Below are 25,904 nucleotides of genomic sequence, written 5' to 3'. Positions count from 1 at the left end.
GTCATTACCTTGTCTTGCGCGGGGTCGATTGCATCCGCGGCATCCTTCCCTTGGCGAATATTGCTCTAGCAGGGAAGGGCGTTTTCGGCGAGTTGCGACGAGCGCCGATTGACGGCACTATCGCGTCTGCGGGCTGAGGAAGGAACGATTTCGGGCGATGGCACAGGACAACGACCTGATGGCGGCAGCGGGCGAGAGCCTCAAGGGCTTCTTCGACATGCAGGGCGAGGCCTTGCGCGAAATGCTGGGCGGCAAGGCCCCCGAATCGCTCGCGATGCCCGGGATCGACCCGTCCGAGATGACCGAATGGGCCGCCACCGCCGCGCAGCTCCAGCAGCTTTGGCTCGATTTCGCCACCCACCAGACCACCGCCGCGGCCGAGAAGGCGGCGAAGGGCGGCATGGGTGCGGGCAGCAACATGATGGATCCGGCGCAGTGGCTGGTGATGTCGCAGGCGATGCTCGGCCAGATGCCCAAGGGGATGTTCGAGGCCTCGGGCAAGCTGGTGCAGGACCAGATGCAGCTGTGGTCCGGGGTGATGCAGAGCTTTGCCGCGGGCGCCACCGGTGGGAAGGCCGCCGAAGCGCCCGAAGCCGCCGCCCTGCCCAAGTCCGACCGCCGCTTCGCCGATCCTGCCTGGCGCGAGCATCCCGCCTTCCTGCTGCTCCACCAGACCTATCTGATGCTCGCCGACTATTTCCGGGGCGCGGTCAGGGGCATGGAGGGGCTCGACAAGACCAAGCGCCAGCAGCTCGAATTCGCGGTGACGGCGCTGGCCGAGGCGATGAGCCCGGACAACTTCCTTGCGCTCAATCCGGTGGTGCTCAAGCGCACGATGGAAACCAAGGGCGCCAATCTGGTGCGCGGGATGCAGCACCTCGTCAATGACCTCAAGCGCGGGCAGCTGACCCACACCGACCCCAACGCCTTCCGCCTCGGCGAGAACCTCGCTGCAAGCCCCGGCAAGGTGGTGCACGAGACGCCGCTCTACCAGCTGATCCAGTATTCGCCCTCGACGCAAGACGTGCTTGAAGTACCGCTGGTGATCTTCCCGCCGTGGATCAACCGCTTCTACATCCTCGACCTCACCCCCAAAAAGAGCTTCATCAAGTGGGCGGTCGACCAAGGGATCACGGTGTTCGTGGTCAGCTGGAAGAGCGCCGACGAGACGATGGCCGAGGTGGTGTGGGACGATTACATCCGCGCCCAGATCGAGGCGATCGACCATGTCCGCGCACGGCTCGACGTGCCCGCCGTCCACACCATCGGCTATTGCGTGGCGGGGACGACGCTCGCGGCGGCGCTTGCCGTGCTGGCGCGGCGGGGCGAGGCGGACAAGGTCAAGTCGGCCACCTTCTTCACCGCACAGGTCGATTTCGAGCGGGCGGGCGATCTCAAGAACTTCATCGACGAAGGCCAGCTCGAGATGATCGGGCAGCTCTCCCCGCAAGGCTATCTCGACGGGCGCTATCTCGCGGCGACCTTCAATGCGCTGCGCGGGCGCGACCTGATCTGGAACTACGTCGTCAACAACTACCTCTTGGGCGAGGATTACCCCGCCTTCGACCTGCTCCACTGGAACGGCGACGTCACCAACCTGCCCTCCAAGTGGCACAATGCCTATCTGCGCGACCTCTACCGCGACAACAAGCTGGTGGTGCCCGACGCGCTGGAGGCGGACGGGACGCCGATCGACCTGACGCGGGTCGCCACCCCCAGCTTCGTGCAGGCGGGGCGCGAGGACCACATCGCACCCGCCGAAAGCGTGTGGCGGATCACGAAGCACTTCACCGGGCCGACCGAGTTCCTGCTGGCAGGCTCGGGGCATATCGCGGGCGTGGTCAATCCGCCGTCCGCGGGCAAGTACCAGTACTGGGTCGGCGACAGCCATGCGCCCAGCCTCAAGGACTTCATCGCGGGCGCGACCGAGCATCCGGGCAGCTGGTGGCCGCACTGGCTCGCATGGGTGCAACGGCAGTCCGACAGCCGCGTGCCCGCAGAGGGCAAGCGCGTGCCGGGCGGCAAGGGCGATACAGTGATCGAGGACGCGCCGGGGCGCTATGTGAAAACGCGCTGAAGATGCCCCGCTTGTGCAGCATGATGGGCACGGTTCGGTTAAAATACTGAATCTATCGGTATTTGAAGATTTTTGTGCACTGCACAAAAACGCTTGACTTCGCATCCGCGTTCACTATTTTGTGCAATGCAACATGAAGCGAGGTCGCCATGTCCGAAGTTGAGAACACTGCCGAAGTGAAGGCTCCAGTCGCCAAGATCGACGCGGCTGCCGAGAAGGCCTACGCCGAAGCATCGGCCAAGATCGTCGAAGCGCCGAAAGCCGCTCCGGCTGTGAAGACTCCCGCCGCGCCCAAGAAGGCTCCGGTCGTCGCCAAGAAGGCGGCCCCGGTGAAGAAGGCTGCGGCCAAGACCGTCAAGAAGACGGCGACCAAGACCGCACCGGTCAAGAAGGCTGCGGTGGTGAAGAAGGCGGCTGTGAAGACCGCTCCCAAGGCTGCCAAGCCTGCCGCCGCCGCGCCCAAGACCAATCCCGTCATCAAGCTCAAGGATACCATCATGGCCACTGCCAAGACCGCCGATATCACCGCGACCGCCAAGAACGTCGTCGCCGACCTCCAGACCCGCGCCAAGACCGCCTTCGCCAAGACCGGTGAATACACCGCCGAAGCGACCGAGTTCACCAAGGCGAACGTCGAAGCCGTCGTCGAAAGCGGTAAGATCTTCTTCACCGGCGCGCAGGAACTGCTCAAGGACAACGTCGAGACCGGCAAGACCGTGATCGAGACCGTCACCGAAGACGCCAAGAAGGTTGCTGCCGTGAAGTCGCCGACCGAGCTGTTCCAGCTTCAGGGCGAAATCGCCCGTCGCAACTTCGACGCCGTGGTCGCCTTCGGCTCGAAGCGCACCGAAGCCTGGGTGAAGCTCTACAACGACGCCTTCGCCCCGATCTCGAACCGCGTCAGCGTCGCGGTCGAGAAGGTGAAGACCGCCGCCTAAGGAATTCTCCGGCCGGGCCTCTCTCCTCTCTCTCCCAACCCGGTCCACGAGAGCGCGCCGCAAGGCGCTGGCCGGCCAGACGCAAGTCTGGCCGGCCTTTTCTTTGTTTGCCGTCGCGCAGGCCCACCCCTAACCCCTCCCGCAAGCGGGAGGGGGACTGGTCGCGCCACAATCACCCCTCCCGCTTGCCCCCGGGTCAAGCCCGGGGCGGGTATCGTGGCCGGGGGTGGGCCCGCATGAGACCAAACAATTCCCACGCAATCGCTTGCACACGCGAGCGCGAATCCCATAATGGGGGCGCATGCTCCATTCCCGCCCTCCTCTGTCGGCCGCCGTGGCCGGGCTGCCCCTGTCGCAGCCGCTGCGCGTGCGCGCCGCCGAGGATGACGAGGGCAAGGACGGCGGCGGGCAGAACCAGGTCGGCGTCGCCACCAAGACCCGCGCCAAGCCCAAGAAGCCGAGCCAGTACAAGGTGCTGATGCTCAACGACGATTACACCCCGATGGAATTCGTGGTGCTGGTGCTGAAGCGCTTCTTCTCGATGGACCTCGAACAGGCCACCCGCGTCATGCTCCACGTCCACCAGCGCGGCGTCGGCGTGTGCGGGATCTTCACCTATGAGGTCGCCGAGACCAAGGTGAACCAGGTGATGGACTTCGCGCGCCAGAACCAGCACCCGCTGCAATGCACGCTGGAAAAGGCCTGAGCGGCGAGCAGGGCGTGCGCGGCGCGTGAGGCTCCCCCACCAGCCTGCTCCCGATCCGGTGCAGCCCGGGCAGGAAAGCGTCTGGGACTACCCCCGGCCGCCGCTGGTCGAACCCACCGCGCGCCATATCCGCATCCTGCATCGCGGCATCCTGCTGGCCGATACCCGCGCGGCGTGGCGCACGCTCGAAACCTCGCATCCGCCGACCTACTATATCCCCCAGACCGACATCGCGATGGCGCAGCTGGTGCCCAATGCGGGCGGCTCGATCTGCGAGTGGAAGGGGCTGGCGCGTTACTGGGACGTGGTGATCGGCGATGAACGCCTCGTGGGCGCGGGCTGGTCCTACGCCGCTCCCTCGCCCGCCTTCGCCCCGATCCGCGACCATATCGCCTTCTACGCCGCCCCCTTCGAGAGCGTGACCATCGACGGCGAGCAGGTCAAGCCGCAACCCGGCGGCTTCTACGGCGGCTGGGTAACCTCGCGCGAGGCGGGGCCGTTCAAGGGCAACCCCGGCAGCCTGTTCTGGTGAGATGCACGCGCGCGGCGGCAAACAACCGCAATTGGGGACATGACGCGCCCGCGCGAAGCGGCTAGGGCATGAGCCGCGCCACCCACGGACCCCACGCCCCTTGCTGAACTTCATCCCCGCCATCGATCGCTACATCCTGCGGCTCACGATCGTGCCGATGCTCGGCGTCTTCGCGCTCGCCGCGTCGCTGCTGATGCTCGACAAGATGCTCAAGCTGTTCGATTTCGTCGCGGTCGAGGGCGGGCCGGTGGGCGTGGTGTTCAAGATGCTCGGCGCGCTGGTGCCCGAATATGCGAGCCTCGCCATTCCCCTGGGCCTGCTGCTCGGCGTACTGCTCGCCTTCCGCAAACTCGCGACCTCGTCCGAGCTCGACACGATGCGCGGCGTCGGCATGTCCTATTTCCGCCTGCTCAGGATGCCCTACCTCATCACGCTGGTGCTGGTCGCGGTGAATGTCGCGCTGGTGTTCTACATCCAGCCGCTCAGCCGCTACTATTACGAGCAGCTCGAATACGAACTGCGCTCGGGCGCGCTCGGGGCCTCGATCAAGGTCGGCGAATTCACCACGCTGGCCGACCGCATGGCCTTGCGCATCGAGGAGAGCGAGGACGAGGGGCGCAGGCTCGTCGGCATCTTCGCCCGCGTCGCCAACAAGAAGGGCCAGGTGCTCTCGATCAGCGCGCGCGAGGGGGCGTTCCTCGCCACCCGCGACAATCCCGGCACGATCATCCTGCGGCTGACCGAGGGCACGATCATCCAGGACACCGGCATGAGGGGCCAGACCCCGCGCGTGCTGAGCTTCAGCCGCCACGACCTGCCGATCGACTTGCCCGCGATCGAGAAGTTCCGCGCCCGCGGGGACGAGACGCGCGAATATATCCTCCCCGAATTGCTGCGGATGGGCTGGAGCCGCGACACCGCGCCAGAGCAGCGCGATGCGAGCGTTGCCAGCTTCAACTTCCGGCTGGTCGAGATCGTGATGATGCTGCTGATGCCGCTGCTGGCGGTCGCCCTCGCGATCCCGCCCAAGCGCTCGACGAGCGCGCTGGGCGTGTTCGTCTCGATCATCATGGTGGTCGCTTATCACAAGGTGAACCAGTACGGCGAGGACGTCGCCTCCCTTGGGCGGCTCGATCCGATGCTGGCCTTCTGGGTACCCTTCACCCTGTTCGCGGGGCTGATCGTGTGGATGTATTACCGCGTCGCCCATGTCCCGGGCGGGCAGGCGATCGGCGCGCTCGAGATGACCTTTGCCAAGCTCTCGAAGCAGGTCGGCAAGCTCTTCGCCCGCCGCCAGCCGCGCGCCTACCGCCCCGCTGAAGCGGCCCCGGCCGAGTAGACCGCGATGCAGCTCGATTTCTTCCCCTCGCGCACGCTGACGCTCTATCTGGCGAAGCTCTTCGTGGTGCGCATCGTCGCGGTGCTGTTCATGCTGGTGCTGGTGCTGCTGGCGCTCGACCTGCTGTCGAAGACCGGCGACATCCTGGCAGCGCCCGGCAACGGGCAGGCCGAGGTGCTGCGCTATGCCAGCCTGCGCCTGCCGCAGCTGGTGGCGAACTTCCTGCCCTATTCGGTGCTGCTCGCCTCGCTGCTGACCTTCTGGCCGCTGAACGCCAACAGCGAGGTGATCGCGATGCGCGCGGCGGGGCTCTCTGCCCATCAGGTGCTCGCGCCGATGCTGCTGACCGCGGCGCTGGTGGCGGCGGTGAGCTTCGGCTTCAACGAACGCGTGCTGACCCGCGCAAACGCGACCCTGAAGGCGTGGGAGGCCGCCGACTATGGCCCGATCCCCGCCGAGGACAGCAGCGCCGGCAAGCCGCGCTCCAACATCTACCTCACCGATGGCGAGAACATCCTCTCGGCCGCCACCCTCAGCGGCTCGGGCAAGGGCATCGTGCTGACCGGCGTCACCTGGTACGCGCGCGGCCCCGGCGGGATCATCCGCGAGCAGATCCGCGCGCCCCGCGCGTCCTATGCCGGGCCCGGCTGGCGGCTCGAGAACCCGGTGCGCTTCGATGTTTCGGGTGCGGTCACCGAGCGTCCGCCCGCGCTGGTTGTGGGGCAGGGCCTCTCCCCTGAGCGGATCATGCTGCAATCGGTCGATCCCGATGCGCAGAGCTTCTGGGAGCTGGGCGAGAGCATCGCCGCCTACGAGACCGCGGGCCGCAACACCGACGAGATGCGCGCCAAGTGGTGGCACCGCCTGTCGGGGCCGCTCTCGGCGCTGCTGATGCCGCTGCTGGGCTCGATCGCCGCCTTCGGCCTCGCGCGCTCGGGCCAGCTGTTCGTGCGCGCGATCATCGGCATGGCGCTGGGCTTTGCCTATTTCGTGGTCGACAATGCCGCGCTCGCGATGGGCAGCTTCGGCGGCTACCCGCCGCTGCTTGCGGCATGGGCGCCGTTCTTCCTCTTCCTGCTGGTCGGCGAGACGGTGCTGATCCGGACCGAGGAGTGAGGCCGGGCGACTGGTCGCTGCGGCTGGCGCGGGCGGAGGATGCCGCGGCCATGCCCGCGATCGAGCGCGCGGCGGCTGAGGCCTTTGCCGGCGAGCCTTCGATCGACCCTTCGCGCACCCGTTCGGCAGATGACTATGCGCGCCTGATCCGCCGGGGCCACAGCCTCGTCGCGCACGTCGGCGAGGCGATGGCGGGGTTTCTGGTCGCCCAGCCCTTCAGCCGCGAGCTGCATATCTGGGAGATGGATGTCGCCCCCGCCTTCCAGCGGCGCGGGATCGGGGCGGGGCTGGTGCGCGCCGCGCAGATCGACGCGCGCAACACCGGCTTCAGGGCGCTGACCCTCACCACCTTCCGCGACCTCGCATGGAACGGCCCGTTCTACGCGCGGCTCGGATTCGAGGAAGTCACCGCCCTCGACGCCCACCCGCGTCTGGCGGGGGAACTGGCCAACGAAGTCGACGACGGCCTGCCCGCCGACCGGCGCTGTGCGATGATCTGTTTTCTGGACTAGAGTCCCTCCCCGTTCGCGGTGCGAATGGGGAGGTGGCAGACGCCGCAGGCGGCTGACGGAGGGGTAAGGCGGCAGGGTCAAACCCCTCCGTCACCGCTTCGCGGCGCCACCTCCCCATCCGCAAGCGGACGGGGAGGGACTAAATACGCTTCCCCATCGTGCTCTTGGCGATCCGGCCCACCAGCGTCAGCATCCCCGGATGGTTCGCGCCCTCGTAGGTCGACCCAGTGCCCAGCTCGCGCACCAGACGGCGGTGGGCTTCGGGGAGGTCGTGGTAGGGCATCGAGGGCATCAGGTGGTGCAGCGCGTGATAGCGCAGGCCCACCGGTGCCCAGATCTCCGCCGCAATGCCCGGGGGCGGCACGTTGACAGAGTCAAGGAACTGCGCAGTCACCGTCATCGCCTCGCCCTCGTTCTCCCACAGGTGCGCGACGAGCGTGCGCAGCTGGTTGAGCACCGCGGCGAGCGAGAGGATCGCAAGCGCGGTCGCCAGCGGCTGCCAGCCGAACACGAAAATGCTGGCGATCAGCGCCATCGCCCACAGGCTCGCGCCCGCTTCCTGCCAGCGCACCCGCCCGGCGAACTCGCCCTCGGGCGCCTTGCGGCGGAACTCGGGGTTGATCGAGAGCGAGGAAAACCGCTCCCACACGAAGGCGCGCAGGGGCGGCACCAGCAGCCCGAGCGGGTAGAGCACCCCGAAGCGCACGATCAGCGCCACCGGCAGCAGCATCGCAATCAAAACGAACAGCGGCAGGCTCCACGGCTTCATCAGTGCCAGCGGCAGGTATTCGGGATCCTCGATCGTGCCGTATTGCGTGCGCTTGTGGTGGATCACGTGGACGCCCTCATACATGAAGGAGGGCGTCAGCATCGGGATGCCGACCAGCAGATTCCACGCGGTGCGAAAACCCGGCAGCGCATCGCGGTGGATGTGGGTCAGCTCGTGGATGAACATCAGCGCGCGGTAGAGCGCCAGCGCCGCCACCAGCCCGGCGGCGAGCTTCACCGCGACACTTGCCGAGGCGATCGCAACCGCAATCCCGGCATAGCCCACGCCCGCCGAGATCAGCATGTCGGGCCAGTAGATACCCGGACGAGCCTCGCCCAGCCCCTTGGTGAGGTCGCGCGCGGCGCGCAGCATCGCCTTGTCGTCCTCGGCCATGAACTGGACGCGGGTCGCCTTCGCGGGCATTGGCGCGGGCGTTGCGTGGATGGTCTGGTGCATGGTCATTTCAGCAATTTCCTGAGGCGCGCCCTACCGCAAATCGGGGGCCAAGCCAAACGCGGGATGTTGGTGAGAGTGATCGATAGCTTGCGCGATTGGCGCGAGCGCGACACAGACGCCTTGACCCAGAGCAAATACGAGGACGCCTTCGTGACGGATGTAATGGCCCGTGCAGGACAGATAGTGATCGAGCCGGTCAGCGACAAGCGCGGCAGGGCGGCCTTCGTCGATCTCGGCCGCGCCTTTTCGGACCGTCTGCCGCATTTCGTGCCGCAGATCCGATCCGAGCAGATCGAGCTGGTCGATCCGGACAAGAACCCCTTCTTCGGCCATGCCCGGGTGCAATTGTTCATCGCGAAGCAGGGCGGCAGGCCGGTCGGGCGCATCTCGGCGCATATCGACGAACTCGCGCTCGCCATGCCCGCCGAACAGGGCTTCGGCCCCGGCACCGGCTTCTTCGGCTATTTCGATGCCGAGGACGAGGCCGTCGCGCGCGCGCTGCTGACCGCTGCGGAGGGCTGGCTGGCGGGCGAGGGGATGACGCGGGTGCTGGGGCCCATCTCGCTCTCGATCTGGGAAGAACCGGGCCTCCTGGTGAAGGGGCAGGACCACGCGCCGATGCTGCTGATGGGCCACCACCCCGCGCATTACGCGGCATGGATCGAGGCGGCGGGCTACACCCGCGCCAAGACGCTCTACACCTATGATCTCGACATCTCGAAGCCCTTCCCCCCGCTGGTGCAGCGGATCGTGCAATCGGGCCACAAGAACGCGCGGATCAATGTACGCCGTGTGCGCAAGGCGGATTGGGACAACGAGGTTGCGATCATCCTCGGCATCCTCAACGATGCGTGGTCGGACAACTGGGGCTTCGTGCCCTTCACTCCGGCCGAGGTCGCCTATGCCGGCAAGAAGCTGCGCGCGATCATCAAGGAAGAACTGAACATGATCGCCGAGGTCGACGGGCGGCCCGTCGCCTTCATGCTGACCTTCCCCGACGTCAACGACGCGCTGGCGAAGATCCGGGGCAAGCTCTTCCCCTTCGGCTGGATCACCATGCTGCGCTGGCTGCGTTTCCCCAAGGGCGCAGGGATGCGGGTGCCGCTGATGGGGGTGCTCAAGGAGTACCACTCCAGCCGGCTTGCGAGCCAGCTTGCCTTCATGATGATCGAGGCGATCCGCGAGCAATCGAACACCAAGTTCGGCTCGGTACGCGGCGAGCTCGGCTGGGTGCTCGAGGACAACCAGGGGATGGTGGCGATTGCCGACACGATCCAGTCGAAGGTGAACCGCGAGTATGTGATTTACGGGAAGGGGTTGGGCTGAAGGTCCCTCCCCGTTGCGAAGCAATGGGGAGGTGGCAGCCCGCAGGGCTGACGGAGGGGTAATATCCCCCCGCTTGGACCAGACCCCTCCGTCACCGCTGCGCGGCGCCACCTCCCCATCCGCAAGCGGACGGGGAGGGACTTTCGGAGCCCGACGAAAAAAGGCCTCCGTTGCAGAACAACGGAGGCCTTTCGGGATCGTATCACCAGCCGCTTGGACGGGAGGGGGGTCTCGGCGGTGACAAGAGGATAATGATCGTCCTCGCAGGCGGTTCCCGGCTTCCGCGAAATTTTTTTGACCCTAGGGAAACTACGCAGGAAACCCAGCCGATCCAGCGCCTTGCGCGACGGGGGCGACGGGGGCGCGGGGAACCGCTATGGGCACGAGTCGGTTGCTCATCCAGACCAGCGAAAGATCGTCCATGTCCCTCGGAAGCCAGATCGCCGCCCACCTTCCCTTCCTGCGCCGCTATGCCCGCGCGCTGACCGGATCGCAGGCGAGCGGCGATGCCTATGTGCGCGAAACGCTCGAGGCCGCGCTCGCCGACAGCGCGCTGATGGAGAGCCTCGCAGGCGGGCGCGTGCCGCTCTACCGCGCCTTCGGCAAGGTCTGGGCGAGCGGATCGGGTGCTGCCGCCGCGGGCGATCCGGCCAGCGAGCACGAGGCCGGGGCGCAGGCGCGGCTCGGCGCAATCACCCCGCCCGCGCGCCAGGCGCTGCTGCTGACCACGCTCGAGGATTTCACCGTTCCCGAGACCGCCGCGATCCTCGAACGCACCCCGGAAGAGGTCGAGGCGCTGGTCGCCGAAGCCATCGCCGAGATCGAGCGCGAACAGACCACCAGCGTGCTCATCATCGAGGACGAGCCGCTGATCGCGATGCAGCTCGAAGACCTCGTGACCGGCCTCGGCCACACGGTCAGCGGCACCGCAGCAACCCGCACCCAGGCCCGCGCGGCGGTGGCCGAGGCGATGCCGGGGCTGGTGCTGGCCGACATCCAGCTCGCCGACGGCTCGTCGGGTCTCGATGCGGTCGACGATATCCTCGCCGTGGGGACGATGCCGGTGATCTTCATCACCGCCTACCCCGAGCGCCTGCTGACCGGCGACCGGCCCGAGCCGACCTATCTGGTCACCAAGCCCTTCCAGGAAGCGACCGTGCGCGCGGCGATCAGCCAGGCGCTGTTTTTCGGAAGCACGCGGCCTCTTTGATTTCGTGCCACCTTCGGTGGCGCAGACCACCCGCCCCGCCTCCCCACCCGGCCACCATAACATAGTGGTACTATTGGTGGCCGGGTGGGGAGGCGGGGCGGGTGGTCTGCGTCGCGCGTCAGCGCGACCGCAAAATCAAGGCTTCCTGACCCTGCGATCAGCGTCCCGCTCGCGGATCCGGAAATCCGTCGGCCGCCGCACCGGCACGCGCAGCACGCAGCGCACCCCGCTCGGGGCGAAGTCGAGCGTCACCGGCTGGCGCAGTTCGTGGGCGACGACCTTCTCGATCAGCTCGGTGCCGAAGCCGCGGCGGCGCTCGCCCGCCACGGGCGGCCCGCCGGTCTCCTGCCATTCGACCTCGGCCCATCCGGTCTCGGCCGCCGCGTCCTCTCCCCGGTTCCAGCGGATCGTGACCTTGCCGCCGGGCACGCTCAGCGCGCCATATTTGGCGGCGTTGGTGGCGAGTTCATGCACCGCCAGCCCGAAGGACAGCGCGTCATTCGGCGCCAGCTCCAGCTCTGGCCCCTCGAGCATGATCGCATCCCCCAGCGCGATGCGGAAATGCTGGAGCTCGGCCTCGATCACCGAACGGATCGGGGTCGTGCCCCAGTCGGTCACGGTGAGCAGGTCATGCGTTGCCGAGAGCGCGCGGATGCGGCCCTCGAGGCTGTCGGCGAAATCATCGAGCCCGCTCGCGCGCCTGCGGGTCAGCGACAGGATCGAGAGCACGTTGGCGAGCGTGTTCTTGACCCGGTGATTGAGCTCGCGGGTCAGCGAATTGCGGATCGAGTGCTGTTCCTCGAAGAAGGCGAGCCGCGCCTGGTCCTCGAAGGCCTGCTGGGTCAGCAGCCGCGCCAGCAGCATCAGCAGGCTCGCAAGCGCCAGCCCGAAGGCCAGCGTCACCATCGACAGCGGGGAGAGCACCTGATGATCGGTGTGCTCCACCACCAGCATCAGCTTGCGATCGGCGATGGTGACCTGCTGCTGGACGGTGTCGCGCGCCGCATCGGCGATGGAATGGGCGACCAGCAGGTGCCCGGTCGATACCTCGCCATCGTAGAGCCGCACGCCGAAGACGTTCTGCCCGGCGCGGTCGATCGCCGAATCGAGGAATTCGCGCGCCCGGAACGGGGTGTAGACGAAGCCTGCCAGCCGCCGCCCGCCGGGCTCGTCCCCGTCCCGGTCCATACGGAACACCGGCATATAGATCGCGAAGGCGGGCGCGGTGCCGCTGGTTTCCTGCCGCAGCACGATGCGGCCCGAGGCGGCCGGGCGCAGGGTCAGCTCGGCCTCGGCCATGGCGGCGGCGTGGGCGGCGTCGGAATACATGTCGTAGCCCAGCGCGCGGCGGTTCAATGCGGTGGCGGGCGCGAACATCGCGACCGGCGCCACGCGCCCGGTGGCGCTGGTGGGGGCGGGGAAGATGTCGGGATAGGCGGGCTGGCTCGCCCTGATACGGGCAAGAAAGCCGGGCAGATCGCGCGCTTCCATCACTGGGATCCAGCCTATGCCTTCTGCGCCCGAATATTCGGTGTTGAGCTTCAGCGCGCGCACGAAGCTGTCGAAGGTGTCGGGGCTGACTTCCTCGACACTCGCGAACAGCGCCGCGCCCGCGCGCAGGTAGGAGGTGAAGCCGCTCCCGCTGCGGTCCAGTGCCGCCGCGACGCCCTGGGCATATTCGCGCATCTGCGCGCGTTCGCGGGCGCGGGCGTTGCTCTCGATCGAGAACACCGAGAGCGCGGTGATCGCGGCCAGCGCGAGGAAGATCACCAGCGGGATCGCGCGCGGATAGAGCACCAGCCAGCGCCGCGCTGTGCCTGAGGAATCCGGCGGCGGGCTGGCCGCCGGATCGATGTCAGGGGATAAGGCGAGCGGGTCGATGATGCGAAATCCTGTCAGGCCACGGCGCAAAGCGGGACGCAAGAACCGGTGGCGGAACCAAACAGGTAGCGCATCGTTCCCGAATCGTCCAAACTCGGCTTCCTGGGAGTTCGGATGGCGCAGCCCGTCCTTCGGCTTCCCGGGTGGCACAGCGGTCTCTTGGCAGGCCGGGACACGGGATCAGGGACGAATTTGAGCGACATGGCCTCGACAGACGGACAGGGTGGCAACCACGGCGAAGGCGACCAGAGCGCCCGGCGCCGCCCGCCCGAATGGGCCGACGGCTTGAAGCAGCTCTATGATTCGGTGGTCGAAGAAGCCCTGCCCGACAACTTCAAGGATCTGCTTGACCGGCTCGACGCGATACCCCCCGCCCGCGGCCGGGACAGCGACAAGTGAGCGCCGACCAGCCCTCGGGCGAGAAGCGCAGCGCGGGCGAAAAGTCCGATTTCAAGCGCGAGCTGACCGCGGTGGTGCCGCACCTGCGCGCCTTCGCCCGCGGCCTGTGCGGGCGGCCCGATCTGGCCGACGATCTGGTGCAGGAAACGCTGCTCAAGGCGTGGGCGGCGCAAGACCGGTTCGAGCCGGGCACCTCGATGCGCGCCTGGACCTTCGTGATCCTGCGCAATGCCTATCTCACCGACATGCGCCGCAACCGCTTCCGCGGCGAATATGACGAGGGCGTGGCCGAACGCATCCTGACCGCACCTGCCGGGCAGGAGGAACCGATCCACCTCTCCGACCTCCACCGCGCGCTGTTGACGCTCCCCGCCGAACGGCGCGAGGCGCTGCTGTTGGTGGGCGCGGGCGGCTTTTCCTATGAAGAGGCGGCGGCGATCTGCGGCTGCGCGGTCGGCACGATCAAGAGCCGCGTGGGCCGCGCGCGGGCGGCTTTGTCGGAGATGCTGGCGAATGGCGCAATCCCGCGGCGCTCTACGGGCGACGATGTGGCTCACGCCGCGATCCTCGAGGAGCTGGACGAAGTCGCGGCGGGCAACGGGGTGAGTTCGCGGGGCTGATCGTCACCCCCGCGAAAGCTGGGGTGACGATAAAGGAAAGGCGTTATTATACTTGACGTACCCAAGAGTTTTGGGTAGGTATGGCTTCGACGAACGGAGCCTACCATGTCGAACCTTTCCGCCCCTCATTTCCACGACGAAGAAGCGGCTTACGCCTACGTTGAGGCTCGTATCTGGCCGAACGGTCCTGTTTGCCCGCATTGCGGAGGCGTGGAACGCATCGGCAAGATGCAGGGCAAGAGCACCCGCGTAGGCGCGTATAAGTGCTACCAGTGCCGGAAGCCGTTTACCGTGAAGATCGGCACCATCTTCGAGGACAGCAAAGTCCCGATGCGTGTGTGGTTGCAGGCCATGTACCTTATTGCAGGCAGCAAGAAGGGCATTTCGAGCAATCAGCTTCACCGCATCCTTGGCGTCACCCTTAAGACCGCTTGGTTCATGTCGCACCGCATCCGCGAAGCTATGCGCTCCGACGATACTACCCCGTTTGGCGGCAACGGCGGCGTGGTCGAGGTTGATGAGACCTTCATCGGTCGCCTCGCGGGCGCTCCGATCAAGCGCGCATTTCACCACAAGATGAAGGTTCTTGCGCTGGTTGACCGCGACAGCGGCAAGGCCCGCACTATGGTGATCGAGAACGTCAACGCTTCGACCCTCATGCCGATTGTTCTCAACAACGTGGCGCGGGAAGCGCGCGTGATGACCGACGAGCACAGCGGGTATCGCGATATGGGCAAGTTCTTCGCTGCCCACGGCACCACCAGCCACGGGCGCGGCCAATACGTGAACCTTGAGGATCGCAGCATTCACAGCAACACCGTTGAAGGCTATTTCAGCATCTTCAAGCGCGGCATGAAGGGCGTGTACCAGTTCTGTGGAGAGCAGCACCTTCACCGTTATCTGGCAGAGTTCGAATTCCGCTATAACAACCGCGTTGCGCTCGGCTGCAATGATAGCGACCGCGCCGATGCGCTGCTTTCGGGCATCATTGGCAAGCGCCTCACTTACCAAACAACTAGTGCGAGGCACTGATGCCGAAAAAGCAGAACGCCGAAAGCGCGAGAGAGCAGAGCGAGCGGTTCGAGCGCGAGGCGCAAAAGCTAATCGACGCTGGCGAACTAAGCCCCACCGAGGCCGATGAAGGGCTCTCAAGGTTGCTGCTCAATGAGGCCAGTGGGGCCGACAAGCGCTTCAGTCGCAAGCTTGGTCTGAAGGGCTAACCGTCGCTTCTTTTCGCGAAATCCAGCTTTAGCCAGCTTCTCCATAAAAAGGCTGGCGGCGATTATGACCTGCTGCGCCTCGCTGTCTGTATATCGCCGCTCAACATGCATGGTAGGGTTTCGCCAAGCAGTTTTGAGTGCCACGAAGTCCCCTAGAATTTCGCGATAAAGTGGATCCCTGGCTCGCTCCGCTTTCGTTTTTTCGGGGTAAGGCCTGTCTATGAGATTTTGGATGGCCTTCATGTAAGCGTCCCAAGATGGCTTGAACTCCACCCCTATTTTCCGAGCGAACGCCTTGAGCGCCACTTCCATTGCCCGCATCGCATGGAATGCAGCTGCAGTGGGCTGGCCAAGTACAAGACACCGTACGCAATCGCCAATGTCCTCCTCAGCCGACGGGAAGGCCTGCGCTACATCCCGTCCAAACGGAATTGGATTGCCGTAAAGCATCGCCCTGTCGGTGGTAACGGGATAGTAATAATGTTCGGCGAGTTCCTCCATGAGCCTGCTGTTTAGTTCATGTAGGCTTTGGCTTAGAAGACTTGCGGTAGTGCCCGCTTCAAAGCTCCTTTCGATTCTAGTGACTTGACCACAAACCTTGTTCAGGCTTGGTATTTCCGAGCAAAGAGTGTGAACGGCAGCAAGCGCGTCTTTCACACTCTTTGCGAATTCCTCATGTTCCGGCATCACGCCGGTGTGTCCGATATCATGCCAATGAATAAGCTGACCGCGAATCTGTTCAATATTCACAGACGTTACAACGAACGCTCTCGCATAAGTCAGAAGCATATCAATTAGGCCCCGGCAGGATTCAGGAGCTAACATCTAGCACCTCCCGCGCCGAGAGTCTCGCGATGGGTACGCTTGGTATAATAACGCCAAAGGAAAGGCCCGGAAGCGTTTCCGCCCCGGGCCTTCCTCATTCACATCCCGAAAAGATCAGGCGTAGGTCCACACCGTCCCGCGCGCGAGGTTCTCGCTGGCGAAGGCCCAGTTGAGCTTGGTCTCGACCACCGCGTCGAGATAGGCGGGGCGCTTGTTCTGGTGATCGAGGTAGTAGGCGTGCTCCCACACGTCGAGCACCAGCAGCGGGTTGAAGCCGCTGTCGGCGAGCGTGTCGGCATCGTGGGTCTCTTCGATCGAGAGCTTGCCGTCCTTCTCGGCGAGCCACACCCAGCCGGAAGCGAAGTGGCCGACGCCGCGGTCCTTCAGCTTGGCCTTCAGCTCATCGACCGAGCCGAAAGCCTCGTCGATCTTGGCGGCGAGTTCGGGCGAGGCGGCGGTGGTTTCGGCCGCCATCGAGTGCCAGTAGAAGGCGTGGTTCCAGGTCTGCGCCGAATTGTTGAACAGCCCCTGGTTGGTCCCGCGCGAGGCGGCGATGATCTCTTCGAGCGACTTCGATTCGTGATCGGTGCCCGCGATCGCGGCGTTCATCTTGTCGACATAGGTCTGGTGGTGCTTGCCATGGTGGAACGACAGCGTCTCGGCCGAGATGGCGGGCTCGAGCGCGGTGTCGGCATAGGGCAGCGGGGAAAGTGCGAAAGCCATGGGTATCCTCCGGTTTGGTGATCTGGCGGGGTCTCTAGCAACAACGCAGATGTGGGCGAAGCGTTGCAGCTTCAAGTCGCGGTCGTCTTGTCCGTTTGTGCGCTGCGGTCAACCGCGCTTGTGACGGCGACGTTCATCGTGACGTTGCCGAGTGTGCGCATCAGGTCGGGCAGCATCTCGACCGCGACCAGCAGCGCGAGCGGCTCGACCGGAACGCCCATCGCGAGGGCAATCGGCCCGATCGAGACCACAAAACTGATCGATCCGGGCAGGCTGACCGCCGAAAGGCTGATGACGCTCGCAATCAGGATCCCGGCAATGGCGACCGTCGGCGAGACCTCCACTCCGGCAAGCGCCGCGACGTAATAGACCACCGCGAGGTTCATCGCCGCGCTGGTCGCGCGGAAGATCACCACCGCGAGCGGCAGGACGAATTCGGCGGTCGAGGGCCTGAGACCGAGCCGCCCCGAGGAATCGAGCATCGCAGGCAGGCTCGCCAGCGAGGACTGAGTGGAGAGCGCCACCGCCTGCGCAGGCAGCATAGCGCGGGCGAAACCGCCCAGCCCCGTGCCGCCCGAAACGGCGGCGATCCCATAGGCGAGCAGGAAGATGAAGGTGCCCATCGCGGTCACGGTGAGCACATAGTGCCCGAGCGCCGCGAAAGCCCCGCCCCCGCTCTGCACGCCGACGCCATAGGCCAGCGCGAAGACGCCGACCGGCGCGGCGGCGAGCACCCAGCCGATGATCAGCAGCATCGCATTGCCCAGCGCATGGAAGAAGCCGAGCAGCCGCTCGCCCTGATCCTCGGGCAGGCGGGTGATTGCGACCGCGAACATCACGAAGAACAGCGTCAGCGGCAGCATCGCGGTCTCGGCGGCGGCGGCGACGATGTTGGGGCTCACCAGCGAGGCAAGGAAATCGAGCACCTTGGGCACCTCGCCCACGTCCGATGGCGTCTGCGCAAGGAAGGCGCTCGCGCCCTCGGGCACGGGGAAGGCACGCAGCAGCATCGGCATGAAGACCGAGGTGAAGGCCCCACCCGCCAGCTGCACGAACACCATCAGCGCGATCATCCGCCGCGCCACCGTGCCCACGCGCGCGGCGAGGATCATCTGCACCAGCCCCAGCACCAGCAGCGCGGCGACCAGCGGGATGATCGTCATCTGCAAGGCCCTGAGCCACAGCCCGCCGACCAGCCCCGCGATGTCGCCGACCAGTGCGGGCGCCCCGGCCATGGCGCCCACGATTCCCGCGCCCAGCCCCCCGATCAGCGCCGCGAAGGTCAGCGCCACCGGCAGGCGGATCGAGACCAGCGCGAATTTCCCCTGTCCGGCCGCGCCGGTGTTTTCCTTGTCGTGCAATGGTCGATCCTTGAGTCTGTTTCAGTAGGGTGGAAACGCCTGCATCGCGTCAGGAAGCCCGCTGGTCAGGAGTGGTCCGCAGCGCGGGCCTGTCGGCCCCCGCGCAAGGGCCGCGACGCAGCCAGCGGGCTTCCTGACGCGACCCCGAAAGGGGCGGGCCGATTTTGGCCTATCGCCGCGTCAATCGTCGGTCACTATGCGGAAGCATGGCTCCCTCCTCTTTCCTAGCGCTGGGCCAAAATCGGCTCCGTGCAGGTGCTTCCACCCTACTGAAACAGACTCTGAGCGGGCGGCTTGCCCTTCCCTTTGCGCGATAACCGCGCCAGAAGCGCGAAACAATATTGGCGTGCTGGGCGAAGGCAGGGGAATTGATGGGACGCAAGCTGTTCGGGACCGACGGGATCAGGGGCCGCACCAATTCCGGCGCGATGACCGCCGCGACCGCGATGAAGGTCGGGCAGGCGGCAGGTCGCCATTTCGTGCGCGGCGGGCACCGGCACCGGGTGGTGATCGGCAAGGACACGCGCCTGTCGGGCTACATGATGGAAAGCGCGCTGGTGGCGGGCTTCACCAGCGTCGGGATCGACGTGATCATGACCGGGCCGCTGCCCACCCCCGCGATCGCCCTCCTCACCCGCGAGATGCGCGCCGATCTCGGCGTGATGATCTCGGCCAGCCACAACCCCTTCGCCGACAACGGCATCAAGCTGTTCGGCCCCGACGGCTTCAAGCTTTCCGACGAGGCCGAGGCCGAGATCGAGCGGCTGATGGAGACCGACATCCCGCTCGTCCCCGCCGAACTGATCGGCCGCGCGCGCCGGATCGAGGATGCGCGCGGGCGCTATATCCACGCGGTCAAGCAGTCGGTCGCGGCCGAGATCCGCTTCGACGGCCTCAAGGTTGTGGTCGATTGCGCCCACGGCGCGGCCTATCAGGTCGCGCCTTCCGCGATCTGGGAGCTGGGGGCGGAGGTGGTCGCGCTCGGCGTCTCGCCCAACGGCACCAACATCAACGACGGCGTCGGCTCGACCGCGATTGCCGCGCTGCAAGCCAAGGTGGTCGAGGAGAAGGCCGATATCGGCATTGCGCTTGATGGCGATGCCGACCGCCTGATCGTGGTCGACGAGAAGGGCCGCGCGGTCGATGGCGACCAGATCATGGCGCTGATCGCGGGCCGGATGCAGGATCGCGGGAGTCTGAAGGGCGGCGGCATCGTCGCCACGGTGATGAGCAATCTCGGGCTCGAACGCTATCTCAACGGGCGCGGCCTTGACCTCGTGCGCGCCAAGGTCGGCGACCGCTACGTGCTCGAGGCGATGAAGGCGGGCGGCTACAACGTGGGTGGCGAGCAGTCGGGGCACATGATCCTGCTCGACTATGCCACCACCGGCGACGGCACGGTCGCGGCCTTGCGCGTGCTCGCCAGCCTCGTGCGCAGCGGCAAGCCGGCGAGCGAGCTGCTGCACGTGTTCGACCCGGTGCCCCAGCTGTTAAAGAACGTGCGCTACGAGGGCGGCAAGCCGCTCGACAACCCGCAGGTGCAGGCGGTGATCGCCGAGGCCGAGGCATCGCTTGCCGGCAAGGGCCGCCTCGTCATCCGCCCCTCGGGCACCGAGCCGGTGATCCGGGTTATGGCCGAGGGCGACGATCAGAAGCAGGTCGAAACTGTGGTCGACGCGATCTGCGAAGCCGTGCGCGCGGCGGTCTAGGAGGGTCTGCAAAATGCTCGAAATGCGCCCCGATTGCGAAATGTGCGGCGCGGGCCTCCCCGCCGAGGCGCCCGGCGCCTTCATCTGCTCGTTCGAGTGCACCTTCTGCGCCGAATGCGCCGAGGACTTGGACGACCGCTGCCCCAATTGTGGCGGCGAGCTGATGGACCGCCCGACCCGCGCCAAGGCGCTCCACGCGAAATTCCCGCCGAGCACGGAGCGCAAGTTCAAGGGATGAGCGCACCCGCCCGCGTCCTATCCATCGCCGGTTCCGACAGCTCGGGCGGGGCGGGGATTCAGGCCGACATCAAGACCGTCACCATGCTCGGCGGCTACGCGATGACCGCCGTCACCGCGATCACCGCGCAGAACACGCTGGGCGTGCAGGGGGTCGCGGGCATCGCGCCCGAGATGGTCGCGCAGCAGATCGCGTCCTGCGTTGACGATATCGGGGTCGATGCGGTCAAGATCGGGATGCTCGCCGCGCCCGATGTGATCCGCGCCGTGGCCAGGGCTCTGGAAGGCGTGGACGCGCCGATCGTGCTCGATCCGGTAATGATCGCGACCTCGGGCGCGGTGCTGGTGGGGCCGGAGGCGGTCGCCTCGCTGCGCGAGACGCTGTTCCCGCGCGCGGCGCTGATCACCCCCAACCTCCCCGAGCTGGAGCACCTTGCGGGGCGCGTGCTGCCGAACCATGACGCCATGGTCGAAGCCGCGCAGGAACTCGCCGCAGCGAGCGGCGCGGCGGTGCTGGCCAAGGGCGGCCATGCGGACAGCGAGCAGATCACCGACGTGCTGGTCGTGCCGGGCGAGGCGCCGCGCTCCTTCACCCACGCGCGGATCGAGACCCGCCACACCCACGGCACCGGCTGCACGCTCTCCTCGGCCATCGCGACGCTCCTGGGGCGCGGCGAGAGCCTGCCCGAGGCAGTGCGGCTGGGGCGCGAATTCGTGTTTGCCGCTATCGAAGCCGCCCCCGGCTACGGTACAGGCAGCGGGCCGCTCGGGCATCAGGCGGTGCGGTGCGTGGCATGAGTGACAAGCCGGGCTTCATCGACTTCGTGGTCGCGGATCTGCTGTCCGGCAACGAACCTCCGCCGGCATGGCAAATGGTCGCCGCGGTTCTGCTCATCGTGCTCGTCTGGGGCGCTCTGGAATATGGACTTGGCCGGCTGCTAGGCCGAATCATCGGCGCCATCAAAGCGCGATGGGGAAATCCACCGGATCGCTCCTGACCGCACTCAATCCTCCGCCATCGGGTCCTTGATGTCGTAGAAATCGGCGATGCAGGCCCAGGCCTCCTCCGCCGTCTCGACCCAGGTGAACAGGTCGAGGTCGCTCTTCGAGATCACGCCCTCTTCCGCCAGTGCCTCGAAATCGACGACGCGCGTCCAGAACTCCTTGCCGAACAGGATGATCGGCATCGGCTTCATCTTGCCGGTCTGGATCAGGGTGACGAGCTCGAAGAACTCGTCGAACGTCCCGAAGCCGCCCGGGAACACCGCCACCGCTCGGGCACGCAGCAGGAAGTGCATCTTGCGCAGCGCGAAGTAGTGGAACTGGAACGAGAGGTAGGGCGTCACATAGGGGTTGGGCGCCTGTTCGTGCGGCAGCACGATGTTGAGCCCGATCGATTCGCTGCCCGCGTCCGACGCGCCGCGGTTGCCCGCCTCCATGATCGACGGCCCCCCGCCGGTGGTGACGACGAACTGGCGCTCCCCGTTCTCGATGATGCCCTTCTCGCTCACCAGCCGCGCGAGGGCATAGGCCTCGTCGTAATACTTGGCCTTGGCGGCGAGGCGCTCGGCGACCTTCCGGTCATACTCGCTGCCGTTCTTCGCCGCCTCGATCCGCGCCTCGGCCTGGGCGGGCGAAGGGATGCGCGCCGAGCCGTACATCACCAGCGTCGATCCCACCCGCGCCTCGTCGAGCAGCATCTCGGGCTTTAGCAATTCGAGCTGGAAGCGCACGGGGCGCAATTCGTCGCGCAGGAGGAAATCGGTGTCGCGGAAGGCCAGCTTGTAGGCCGGATGCGCGGTCTGCGGGGTGCGCTCGGGCATCCCTTCGGCAAAGCGCGTTTCCTCGCCGGCGCGATAGAATTTGCGGTTGGTCAGGTCTTTGTCTGTCATGGCTCGCCCCCTGCCAGACCCCCGCAAGCCCCGCAACAGATTAGGGCAGGGCAAGGTCCCTGTGCAGCAATGTCGGGAAAAACGGCTGGATGCCCCGCAAGGATTCGAACCTTGATTGACGGAGTCAGAGTCCGCTCTCTTACCATTAGAGGACGGGGCATCGGCCATGCGCTGAGGCGGCCGTGCGGCGGCCTTGGCGAGCGCGCTCCCTAGTTTCGCCTTCGCCCGAGGTCAAGCACCTCGTGGTGCTGGCTGCTTGCTTGTGCCGAGACCTTGCGATAACTTGCGTCCCAAGTGCCGCGCGCGTGGAGGGTTATGCGCGCGGTGATATGAAAGCATTGCGAAAATGGCGGAAACACTCCCGCCGGACAGGAATAGAAGTGCTGGGAAAAACCGGGGCGGCAAGTCCGGCAAGGTAGCCGATTTCCGCTACAAGCGCCCCCCTCAGCCCGATTCTCGAAACCCCGGCGGCGGCCGGGAGCCCCGCGCCAAGGCGGCTGGCGGCGACGCGCGCCGGCCGGTGCGCCCTGTCGCCAAGAACGGCAAACCCGGGCGCGCCCAGCCCGATCTCGCCGATATCGGCGCGGTCCGCAGCACTGCGCATGGGGAGGCCTATGCCGCATTGGACCTCGGCACCAACAATTGCCGCCTCTTGATCGCGCGCCCCTCGGGCCGCGATTTCACCGTGATCGACGCGTTCAGCCGGGTGGTGAAGCTGGGCGAGGGCCTCGCGACCACCGGCCGCCTGTCGGACGCGGCGATGGAGCGCACGCTGGGCGCGCTCACCATCTGCGCCGACAAGCTCCAGCGCCGCAACGTGCGGCTCGCCCGCTCGGTCGCGACCGAGGCCTGCCGCCGCGCCGAGAACGGCCCCGAATTCATCGAGCGCGTGCGGCGCGAGACCGGCATCGCTCTCGACATCATCAGCGCCGAGGAAGAGGCGCGCCTCGCGGTGCTGGGCTGCCACATCCTGCTCGAATCGGGCGATGGCCCGGCGGTGATCTTCGACATCGGCGGCGGCTCGACCGAGCTGGTGCTGGTCGAGGCCGACCCGGGCGCCCGCGTGCCGCGCATCCTCGACTGGCAGAGCGTGCCGTGGGGCGTCGTCAGCCTCACCGACACGGTCGGGCGCAGCGAGGACAGCGAGGCCGCGCGCATCGCCCGTTTCGCGCGGATGCGGGAAATGGTGAGCGAGAGCTTCACGCCCTTCGCCGCGCGGGTCGCCGATGCCGCGCGCCATCCCGACATCCGCCTGCTCGGCACCAGCGGCACGGTGACGACGCTCGCGAGCCTCTATCTCGAACTGCCGAGCTATGACCGCAAGGCGGTGGACGGGTTGATCGTGCCTGCGGGCGAGATGCGCGAAATCAGCGCGCGGCTCTCGGTGATGACCCCCTACGAGCGCGCGACCCTGCCCTGCATCGGGCAGGACCGCGCCGATCTGGTGGTGGCGGGCTGCGCGATCCTCGAGGCGATTCTCGACCTGTGGCCCGCGCGCCGGCTGGGCGTCGCCGATCGCGGCATCCGCGAGGGGATCCTGAGGAGCATCATGGCCGCCGAGCGCCAGTCAGAACGTTCGCTCAAGGCCCTCAAGAGCCAGCGCGGCGGGCGGCAATGACCCGCGGCGTCAAGGATACCGGCAAACGCGTCAAGACCGCCAAGGGCCGCACTGCCAGCCAGGTGCGCTGGCTCGAACGGCAGCTCAACGACCCCTATGTGCGCCAGGCCAAGGCCGACGGCTATCGCAGCCGCGCGGCCTACAAGCTGATCGAGCTCGACGAGAAGTTCGGCTTGCTGAAGGGCGCGACCCGCGTGGTCGATCTCGGCATTGCGCCGGGCGGCTGGGCGCAGGTGGTGCGCCAGAAGCGGCCCAAGGCGGAAGTGGTGGGGATCGACCTGTTGCCGGTCGAGCCGCTGGAAGGCGTCACCATCTTCCAGATGGATTTCATGGACGACAAGGCCCCCGCGCTGCTGGCCGAGGCATTGGGCGGCCCGCCCGATCTCGTCATCTCGGACATGGCAGCGAACACCGTCGGCCACAAGCAGACCGATCACCTGCGCACGATGGGCCTCGTCGAGGCGGCGGCGTGGTTTGCGGTCGAGAACCTCGCGCCGGGCGGCGGGTTCGTCGCCAAGGTGCTCGCCGGGGGGACCGACACCGATCTGCTGGCCCTGCTCAAGAAGCACTTTGCCAGCGTCAAGCACGCCAAGCCCCCCGCGAGCCGCAAGGGCTCGTCGGAGTGGTATGTGATCGCCCAAGGCTTTAAAGGTTAAGGTTCGGGGGCTAGAAACGAAAAAGGGCGGCCCGTGAGCCGCCCTCTTCGTGTCCGCTTTGCAAAACCCGCTTATTCGGCCGGGGTTTCCGCCGCAGCCGGGGTTTCGCCCGCCGCGGGTTCTTCCGCGCCGGCCGCCGCGTCGGCGACGAAGGTCGGGACGGGCAGGTTCGAGCCTTGCGAATTCAGATACATCGCGATCGCGGCGCGATCCTCGATCTTGGGGAGCCCTGCGAAGCTCATCTTGGTGCCCGGCACATAGGCCTTGGGGTTCTTGAGCCACTCGTTCATCGAGTCCCAGTCCCAGTTGCCAGGCTTGGCCTTCAGTTCGGCGCTGTAGGCGAAACCGGGATGGGCGCCGTGGGGCTTGCCCATCACGCCGTGGAGGTTGGGGCCGATCCCGTTGGGACCACCCGCGGTGACCGTGTGGCAGCTCTGGCACTTGGCGAAGGCCTTCTCGCCCGCGGCGATCAGCTCGGCCGCCGGCTTCATGTTGAGCGCTTCGGCCATAGACATTTCCTCCGCGCCGCCGCCGCCTTCCTCGACCACGCCCTCGATCACGTAGCCGAGCTTTTCGGGCCGCTCGGGCTTCGTGCCGTGGAAATACTTGCCCGACAGGATCGACAGACCCAGCCCGAGGCCCGCCGCAAACAGCACCCAGCCGGCGGCAGTGTTGAACAGATCGCCGCCACCGTTCTGGCCTGCGGCTTTGTCTTGCGAAGAGTTGTCCTGTGTCATCCCGCGCGCTCCATAGTGTCGCCCCGCGAAGCGCGCAAGACCGATCGTGGCACATATTCTTGCACCTTTTGCAAGTGGCCTCGCGCAGGGCTTGTGCGCGCGGCCCGAGGCCTATAGGCGCAGGCCACCATGCGATCCTTCCCCGGCCCCGCCCTCGAAATCGTCGAGCGAATGCAGCGCGCGGCCGCTGCCGATCCGGCGCGCGCGATTGCCTTTCAGGGCTCGCCCGGCGCCAATTCGCACCGCGCCGCGACCGAGGCGCGGCCCGATCTCGCCCCGCTGCCCTGCTTCAGCTTCGAGGACGCACTGGAGGCGGTGAAGGACGGGCGCGCGGGCGCGGCGATCATCCCGATCGAGAACTCGCAGCACGGCCGCGTCGCCGACATCCACTTCCTGCTGCCCGAGAGCGGGCTCCACATCGTCGGCGAATATTTCATGCCGATCCACCATGCGCTGATGGCGCTGGGAAGCGGCCCCTTCGAGGCGGCCTACAGCCACCCGCAGGCATTGGGCCAGTCGCGCCATTACCTGCGCGCGCGCGGCATCGTGCCCTTGAGCCACGCCGACACCGCGGGCGCGGCGGCCTATGTCGCCGAGCGCGGCGACCCTTCCGTCGCCGCCATTGCCCCGGCGCTCGCGGCCGAGCTCTACGGGCTCACCATCATCGAGAACAATGTCGAGGACAGCGCCGACAACATGACGCGCTTCGTCATTCTGGCGAATGAGGCGCTCGCGCCTGCGGCGCTCGCGGGCAAGCCGGTGATGACCACCTTCATCTTCGAGGTGAAGAACATCCCCGCCGCGCTCTACAAGGCGCTGGGCGGGTTCGCCACCAACGGCGTCAACATGACCAAGCTCGAAAGCTACCAGCAGGGCACGAGCTTTGCCGCGACCACCTTCTACGCCGACATCATCGGCGCGCCGGGGGACGAGGCGGTGGACCGCGCGCTCGAGGAATGCGCCTTCCATTCCAAGGAATTGCGCATCCTCGGCAGCTACGAACAGGGCCGGACGCGCGGGTAACGCTGTTTCCCGTTGCACGCGG

26 protein-coding genes and 1 tRNA gene are annotated in these 25,904 nt (G+C 66.6%); 19 read left to right on the top strand and 8 right to left on the bottom strand.

The genetic code is table 11. The features are described from left to right. Positions 1-157: 157 nt before the first annotated feature. The 7 genes from PFX90_RS05745 to PFX90_RS05715 all read left to right on the top strand — a co-directional run bounded on the left by PFX90_RS05745 (position 158) and on the right by PFX90_RS05715 (position 7,220). Positions 158-2,077, top strand: a complete 1,920-nt coding sequence (locus PFX90_RS05745) for a PHA/PHB synthase family protein (RefSeq protein WP_285711425.1) — start codon at positions 158-160, stop codon at positions 2,075-2,077. A gap of 149 nt (positions 2,078-2,226) precedes the next feature. Next, the gene (locus tag PFX90_RS05740) at positions 2,227-3,015 is read left to right on the top strand and encodes a phasin family protein (protein WP_285711424.1); all 789 of its coding nucleotides are present in this window, start codon (positions 2,227-2,229) and stop codon (positions 3,013-3,015) included. A 301-nt stretch (positions 3,016-3,316) separates the two neighbouring features. Beyond that, positions 3,317-3,721, top strand: coding sequence for an ATP-dependent Clp protease adapter ClpS (gene clpS, locus PFX90_RS05735; RefSeq protein ID WP_419180083.1), 405 nt, complete (start codon positions 3,317-3,319; stop codon positions 3,719-3,721). Between the two features lie 25 nt (positions 3,722-3,746). Beyond that, positions 3,747-4,253, top strand: coding sequence for a DUF427 domain-containing protein (locus PFX90_RS05730; RefSeq protein ID WP_285711423.1), 507 nt, complete (start codon positions 3,747-3,749; stop codon positions 4,251-4,253). Between the two features lie 103 nt (positions 4,254-4,356). Next, the gene (locus PFX90_RS05725) at positions 4,357-5,592 is read left to right on the top strand and encodes an LptF/LptG family permease (RefSeq protein ID WP_285712039.1); all 1,236 of its coding nucleotides are present in this window, start codon (positions 4,357-4,359) and stop codon (positions 5,590-5,592) included. 6 nt (positions 5,593-5,598) lie between these two features. After that, the gene (lptG, locus tag PFX90_RS05720) at positions 5,599-6,708 is read left to right on the top strand and encodes an LPS export ABC transporter permease LptG (protein WP_285711422.1); all 1,110 of its coding nucleotides are present in this window, start codon (positions 5,599-5,601) and stop codon (positions 6,706-6,708) included. 50 nt (positions 6,709-6,758) lie between these two features. Further along, positions 6,759-7,220, top strand: a complete 462-nt coding sequence (locus PFX90_RS05715; protein ID WP_285711421.1) for a GNAT family N-acetyltransferase — start codon at positions 6,759-6,761, stop codon at positions 7,218-7,220. A gap of 139 nt (positions 7,221-7,359) precedes the next feature. On the opposite strand, the gene PFX90_RS05710 is transcribed toward PFX90_RS05715, so the two are convergent. Then, entirely contained in the window at positions 7,360-8,451 is a 1,092-nt protein-coding gene (locus PFX90_RS05710; RefSeq protein WP_285711420.1) for a fatty acid desaturase family protein, read from the bottom strand. 156 nt (positions 8,452-8,607) lie between these two features. On the opposite strand from PFX90_RS05710, the gene PFX90_RS05705 reads away from it, so the two are divergent. Next, the gene (locus tag PFX90_RS05705; protein ID WP_285712038.1) at positions 8,608-9,771 is read left to right on the top strand and encodes an N-acetyltransferase; all 1,164 of its coding nucleotides are present in this window, start codon (positions 8,608-8,610) and stop codon (positions 9,769-9,771) included. A 421-nt stretch (positions 9,772-10,192) separates the two neighbouring features. Further along, positions 10,193-10,981 carry a response regulator gene (locus tag PFX90_RS05700; RefSeq protein ID WP_285711419.1) on the top strand — a complete coding sequence of 263 codons (789 nt, stop codon included), beginning with the start codon at positions 10,193-10,195 and terminating at the stop codon, positions 10,979-10,981. A gap of 135 nt (positions 10,982-11,116) precedes the next feature. Here the strand turns inward: PFX90_RS05700 and PFX90_RS05695 are convergent, their stop codons facing one another. Beyond that, complete coding sequence (locus PFX90_RS05695; RefSeq protein WP_285711418.1) at positions 11,117-12,778, bottom strand: CHASE domain-containing protein; 1,662 nt, start codon at positions 12,776-12,778, stop codon at positions 11,117-11,119. A 285-nt stretch (positions 12,779-13,063) separates the two neighbouring features. Between PFX90_RS05695 and PFX90_RS05690 the strand changes: the two genes are divergently transcribed. The 3 genes from PFX90_RS05690 to PFX90_RS05680 all read left to right on the top strand — a co-directional run bounded on the left by PFX90_RS05690 (position 13,064) and on the right by PFX90_RS05680 (position 14,913). Next, on the top strand, positions 13,064-13,261 hold the full coding sequence (locus PFX90_RS05690; RefSeq protein WP_285711417.1) for a NepR family anti-sigma factor: 198 nt from the start codon (positions 13,064-13,066) through the stop codon (positions 13,259-13,261). After that, positions 13,258-13,881: a sigma-70 family RNA polymerase sigma factor gene (locus PFX90_RS05685; RefSeq protein WP_285711416.1), complete on the top strand. Its 624-nt coding sequence runs from the start codon at positions 13,258-13,260 to the stop codon at positions 13,879-13,881. Before PFX90_RS05690 ends, PFX90_RS05685 begins: the two co-directional genes overlap by 4 nt. 105 nt (positions 13,882-13,986) lie before the next feature. Continuing rightward, positions 13,987-14,913, top strand: coding sequence for an IS1595 family transposase (locus tag PFX90_RS05680; RefSeq protein ID WP_285711415.1), 927 nt, complete (start codon positions 13,987-13,989; stop codon positions 14,911-14,913). Between the two features lie 116 nt (positions 14,914-15,029). Here the strand turns inward: PFX90_RS05680 and PFX90_RS05675 are convergent, their stop codons facing one another. The 3 genes from PFX90_RS05675 to PFX90_RS05665 all read right to left on the bottom strand — a co-directional run bounded on the left by PFX90_RS05675 (position 15,030) and on the right by PFX90_RS05665 (position 18,010). Continuing rightward, positions 15,030-15,926: a hypothetical protein gene (locus PFX90_RS05675; RefSeq protein WP_285711414.1), complete on the bottom strand. Its 897-nt coding sequence runs from the start codon at positions 15,924-15,926 to the stop codon at positions 15,030-15,032. Between the two features lie 114 nt (positions 15,927-16,040). Then, positions 16,041-16,649, bottom strand: a complete 609-nt coding sequence (locus PFX90_RS05670) for a superoxide dismutase (protein WP_285711413.1) — start codon at positions 16,647-16,649, stop codon at positions 16,041-16,043. 71 nt (positions 16,650-16,720) lie between these two features. Further along, a complete protein-coding gene (locus tag PFX90_RS05665; RefSeq protein ID WP_285711412.1) occupies positions 16,721-18,010 on the bottom strand; it encodes a dicarboxylate/amino acid:cation symporter in 1,290 nt (429 codons plus the stop codon). Positions 18,011-18,381: 371 nt separating this feature from the next. Between PFX90_RS05665 and glmM the strand changes: the two genes are divergently transcribed. From glmM to PFX90_RS05645, 4 genes are read left to right on the top strand one after another with little or no spacing between them, the layout of a single operon-like run. After that, a complete protein-coding gene (gene glmM, locus PFX90_RS05660; RefSeq protein WP_285711411.1) occupies positions 18,382-19,719 on the top strand; it encodes a phosphoglucosamine mutase in 1,338 nt (445 codons plus the stop codon). A gap of 13 nt (positions 19,720-19,732) precedes the next feature. Further along, positions 19,733-19,957, top strand: coding sequence for a DUF1272 domain-containing protein (locus PFX90_RS05655; RefSeq protein WP_285711410.1), 225 nt, complete (start codon positions 19,733-19,735; stop codon positions 19,955-19,957). Continuing rightward, positions 19,954-20,754: a bifunctional hydroxymethylpyrimidine kinase/phosphomethylpyrimidine kinase gene (thiD, locus tag PFX90_RS05650; RefSeq protein WP_285711409.1), complete on the top strand. Its 801-nt coding sequence runs from the start codon at positions 19,954-19,956 to the stop codon at positions 20,752-20,754. The genes PFX90_RS05655 and thiD overlap by 4 nt, the downstream gene beginning before the upstream one ends. After that, the gene (locus tag PFX90_RS05645) at positions 20,751-20,954 is read left to right on the top strand and encodes a hypothetical protein (protein ID WP_285711408.1); all 204 of its coding nucleotides are present in this window, start codon (positions 20,751-20,753) and stop codon (positions 20,952-20,954) included. Before thiD ends, PFX90_RS05645 begins: the two co-directional genes overlap by 4 nt. 6 nt (positions 20,955-20,960) lie before the next feature. On the opposite strand, the gene PFX90_RS05640 is transcribed toward PFX90_RS05645, so the two are convergent. Then, positions 20,961-21,848: an LOG family protein gene (locus tag PFX90_RS05640; protein WP_285711407.1), complete on the bottom strand. Its 888-nt coding sequence runs from the start codon at positions 21,846-21,848 to the stop codon at positions 20,961-20,963. A gap of 86 nt (positions 21,849-21,934) precedes the next feature. Continuing rightward, positions 21,935-22,008 (bottom strand) — tRNA-Gln (locus PFX90_RS05635). A gap of 186 nt (positions 22,009-22,194) precedes the next feature. Between PFX90_RS05635 and PFX90_RS05630 the strand changes: the two genes are divergently transcribed. Beyond that, positions 22,195-23,466, top strand: coding sequence for a Ppx/GppA phosphatase family protein (locus PFX90_RS05630; protein WP_285711406.1), 1,272 nt, complete (start codon positions 22,195-22,197; stop codon positions 23,464-23,466). After that, complete coding sequence (locus PFX90_RS05625; protein WP_285711405.1) at positions 23,463-24,122, top strand: RlmE family RNA methyltransferase; 660 nt, start codon at positions 23,463-23,465, stop codon at positions 24,120-24,122. Before PFX90_RS05630 ends, PFX90_RS05625 begins: the two co-directional genes overlap by 4 nt. A 71-nt stretch (positions 24,123-24,193) precedes the next feature. Here PFX90_RS05625 and PFX90_RS05620 read toward each other — a convergent pair whose 3' ends face one another. Then, a complete protein-coding gene (locus PFX90_RS05620; protein WP_285711404.1) occupies positions 24,194-24,859 on the bottom strand; it encodes a c-type cytochrome in 666 nt (221 codons plus the stop codon). Positions 24,860-24,988: 129 nt separating this feature from the next. On the opposite strand from PFX90_RS05620, the gene PFX90_RS05615 reads away from it, so the two are divergent. Continuing rightward, positions 24,989-25,882 carry a prephenate dehydratase gene (locus PFX90_RS05615; protein WP_285711403.1) on the top strand — a complete coding sequence of 298 codons (894 nt, stop codon included), beginning with the start codon at positions 24,989-24,991 and terminating at the stop codon, positions 25,880-25,882. The last annotated feature ends 22 nt before the right edge of the window (positions 25,883-25,904 follow it).

The organism is Erythrobacter oryzae (assembly GCF_030271515.1).
Taxonomy (GTDB): domain Bacteria; phylum Pseudomonadota; class Alphaproteobacteria; order Sphingomonadales; family Sphingomonadaceae; genus Erythrobacter; species Erythrobacter oryzae.
The sequence above is the reverse complement of the archived record's forward strand: the minus strand, read 5'-3'. Positions and strand labels throughout refer to the sequence as shown.

What these genes read in the sequence shown, in the direction of transcription:
- PFX90_RS05710 (WP_285711420.1), bottom strand. Translation starts at nt 8,451, where the DNA reads ATGACCATGCACCAGACCATCCACGCAACGCCCGCGCCAATGCCCGCG.
- PFX90_RS05615 (WP_285711403.1), top strand. Translation starts at nt 24,989, where the DNA reads ATGCGATCCTTCCCCGGCCCCGCCCTCGAAATCGTCGAGCGAATGCAG.
- PFX90_RS05700 (WP_285711419.1), top strand. Translation starts at nt 10,193, where the DNA reads ATGTCCCTCGGAAGCCAGATCGCCGCCCACCTTCCCTTCCTGCGCCGC.
- PFX90_RS05620 (WP_285711404.1), bottom strand. Translation starts at nt 24,859, where the DNA reads ATGACACAGGACAACTCTTCGCAAGACAAAGCCGCAGGCCAGAACGGT.
- PFX90_RS05645 (WP_285711408.1), top strand. Translation starts at nt 20,751, where the DNA reads ATGAGTGACAAGCCGGGCTTCATCGACTTCGTGGTCGCGGATCTGCTG.
- PFX90_RS05715 (WP_285711421.1), top strand. Translation starts at nt 6,759, where the DNA reads ATGCCCGCGATCGAGCGCGCGGCGGCTGAGGCCTTTGCCGGCGAGCCT.
- PFX90_RS05670 (WP_285711413.1), bottom strand. Translation starts at nt 16,649, where the DNA reads ATGGCTTTCGCACTTTCCCCGCTGCCCTATGCCGACACCGCGCTCGAG.
- PFX90_RS05745 (WP_285711425.1), top strand. Translation starts at nt 158, where the DNA reads ATGGCACAGGACAACGACCTGATGGCGGCAGCGGGCGAGAGCCTCAAG.
- PFX90_RS05655 (WP_285711410.1), top strand. Translation starts at nt 19,733, where the DNA reads ATGCTCGAAATGCGCCCCGATTGCGAAATGTGCGGCGCGGGCCTCCCC.
- glmM (WP_285711411.1), top strand. Translation starts at nt 18,382, where the DNA reads ATGGGACGCAAGCTGTTCGGGACCGACGGGATCAGGGGCCGCACCAAT.
- PFX90_RS05740 (WP_285711424.1), top strand. Translation starts at nt 2,227, where the DNA reads ATGTCCGAAGTTGAGAACACTGCCGAAGTGAAGGCTCCAGTCGCCAAG.
- PFX90_RS05675 (WP_285711414.1), bottom strand. Translation starts at nt 15,926, where the DNA reads ATGTTAGCTCCTGAATCCTGCCGGGGCCTAATTGATATGCTTCTGACT.
- clpS (WP_419180083.1), top strand. Translation starts at nt 3,317, where the DNA reads ATGCTCCATTCCCGCCCTCCTCTGTCGGCCGCCGTGGCCGGGCTGCCC.
- lptG (WP_285711422.1), top strand. Translation starts at nt 5,599, where the DNA reads ATGCAGCTCGATTTCTTCCCCTCGCGCACGCTGACGCTCTATCTGGCG.
- PFX90_RS05690 (WP_285711417.1), top strand. Translation starts at nt 13,064, where the DNA reads ATGGCCTCGACAGACGGACAGGGTGGCAACCACGGCGAAGGCGACCAG.
- PFX90_RS05625 (WP_285711405.1), top strand. Translation starts at nt 23,463, where the DNA reads ATGACCCGCGGCGTCAAGGATACCGGCAAACGCGTCAAGACCGCCAAG.
- PFX90_RS05680 (WP_285711415.1), top strand. Translation starts at nt 13,987, where the DNA reads ATGTCGAACCTTTCCGCCCCTCATTTCCACGACGAAGAAGCGGCTTAC.
- PFX90_RS05705 (WP_285712038.1), top strand. Translation starts at nt 8,608, where the DNA reads ATGGCCCGTGCAGGACAGATAGTGATCGAGCCGGTCAGCGACAAGCGC.
- thiD (WP_285711409.1), top strand. Translation starts at nt 19,954, where the DNA reads ATGAGCGCACCCGCCCGCGTCCTATCCATCGCCGGTTCCGACAGCTCG.
- PFX90_RS05630 (WP_285711406.1), top strand. Translation starts at nt 22,195, where the DNA reads ATGGCGGAAACACTCCCGCCGGACAGGAATAGAAGTGCTGGGAAAAAC.
- PFX90_RS05640 (WP_285711407.1), bottom strand. Translation starts at nt 21,848, where the DNA reads ATGACAGACAAAGACCTGACCAACCGCAAATTCTATCGCGCCGGCGAG.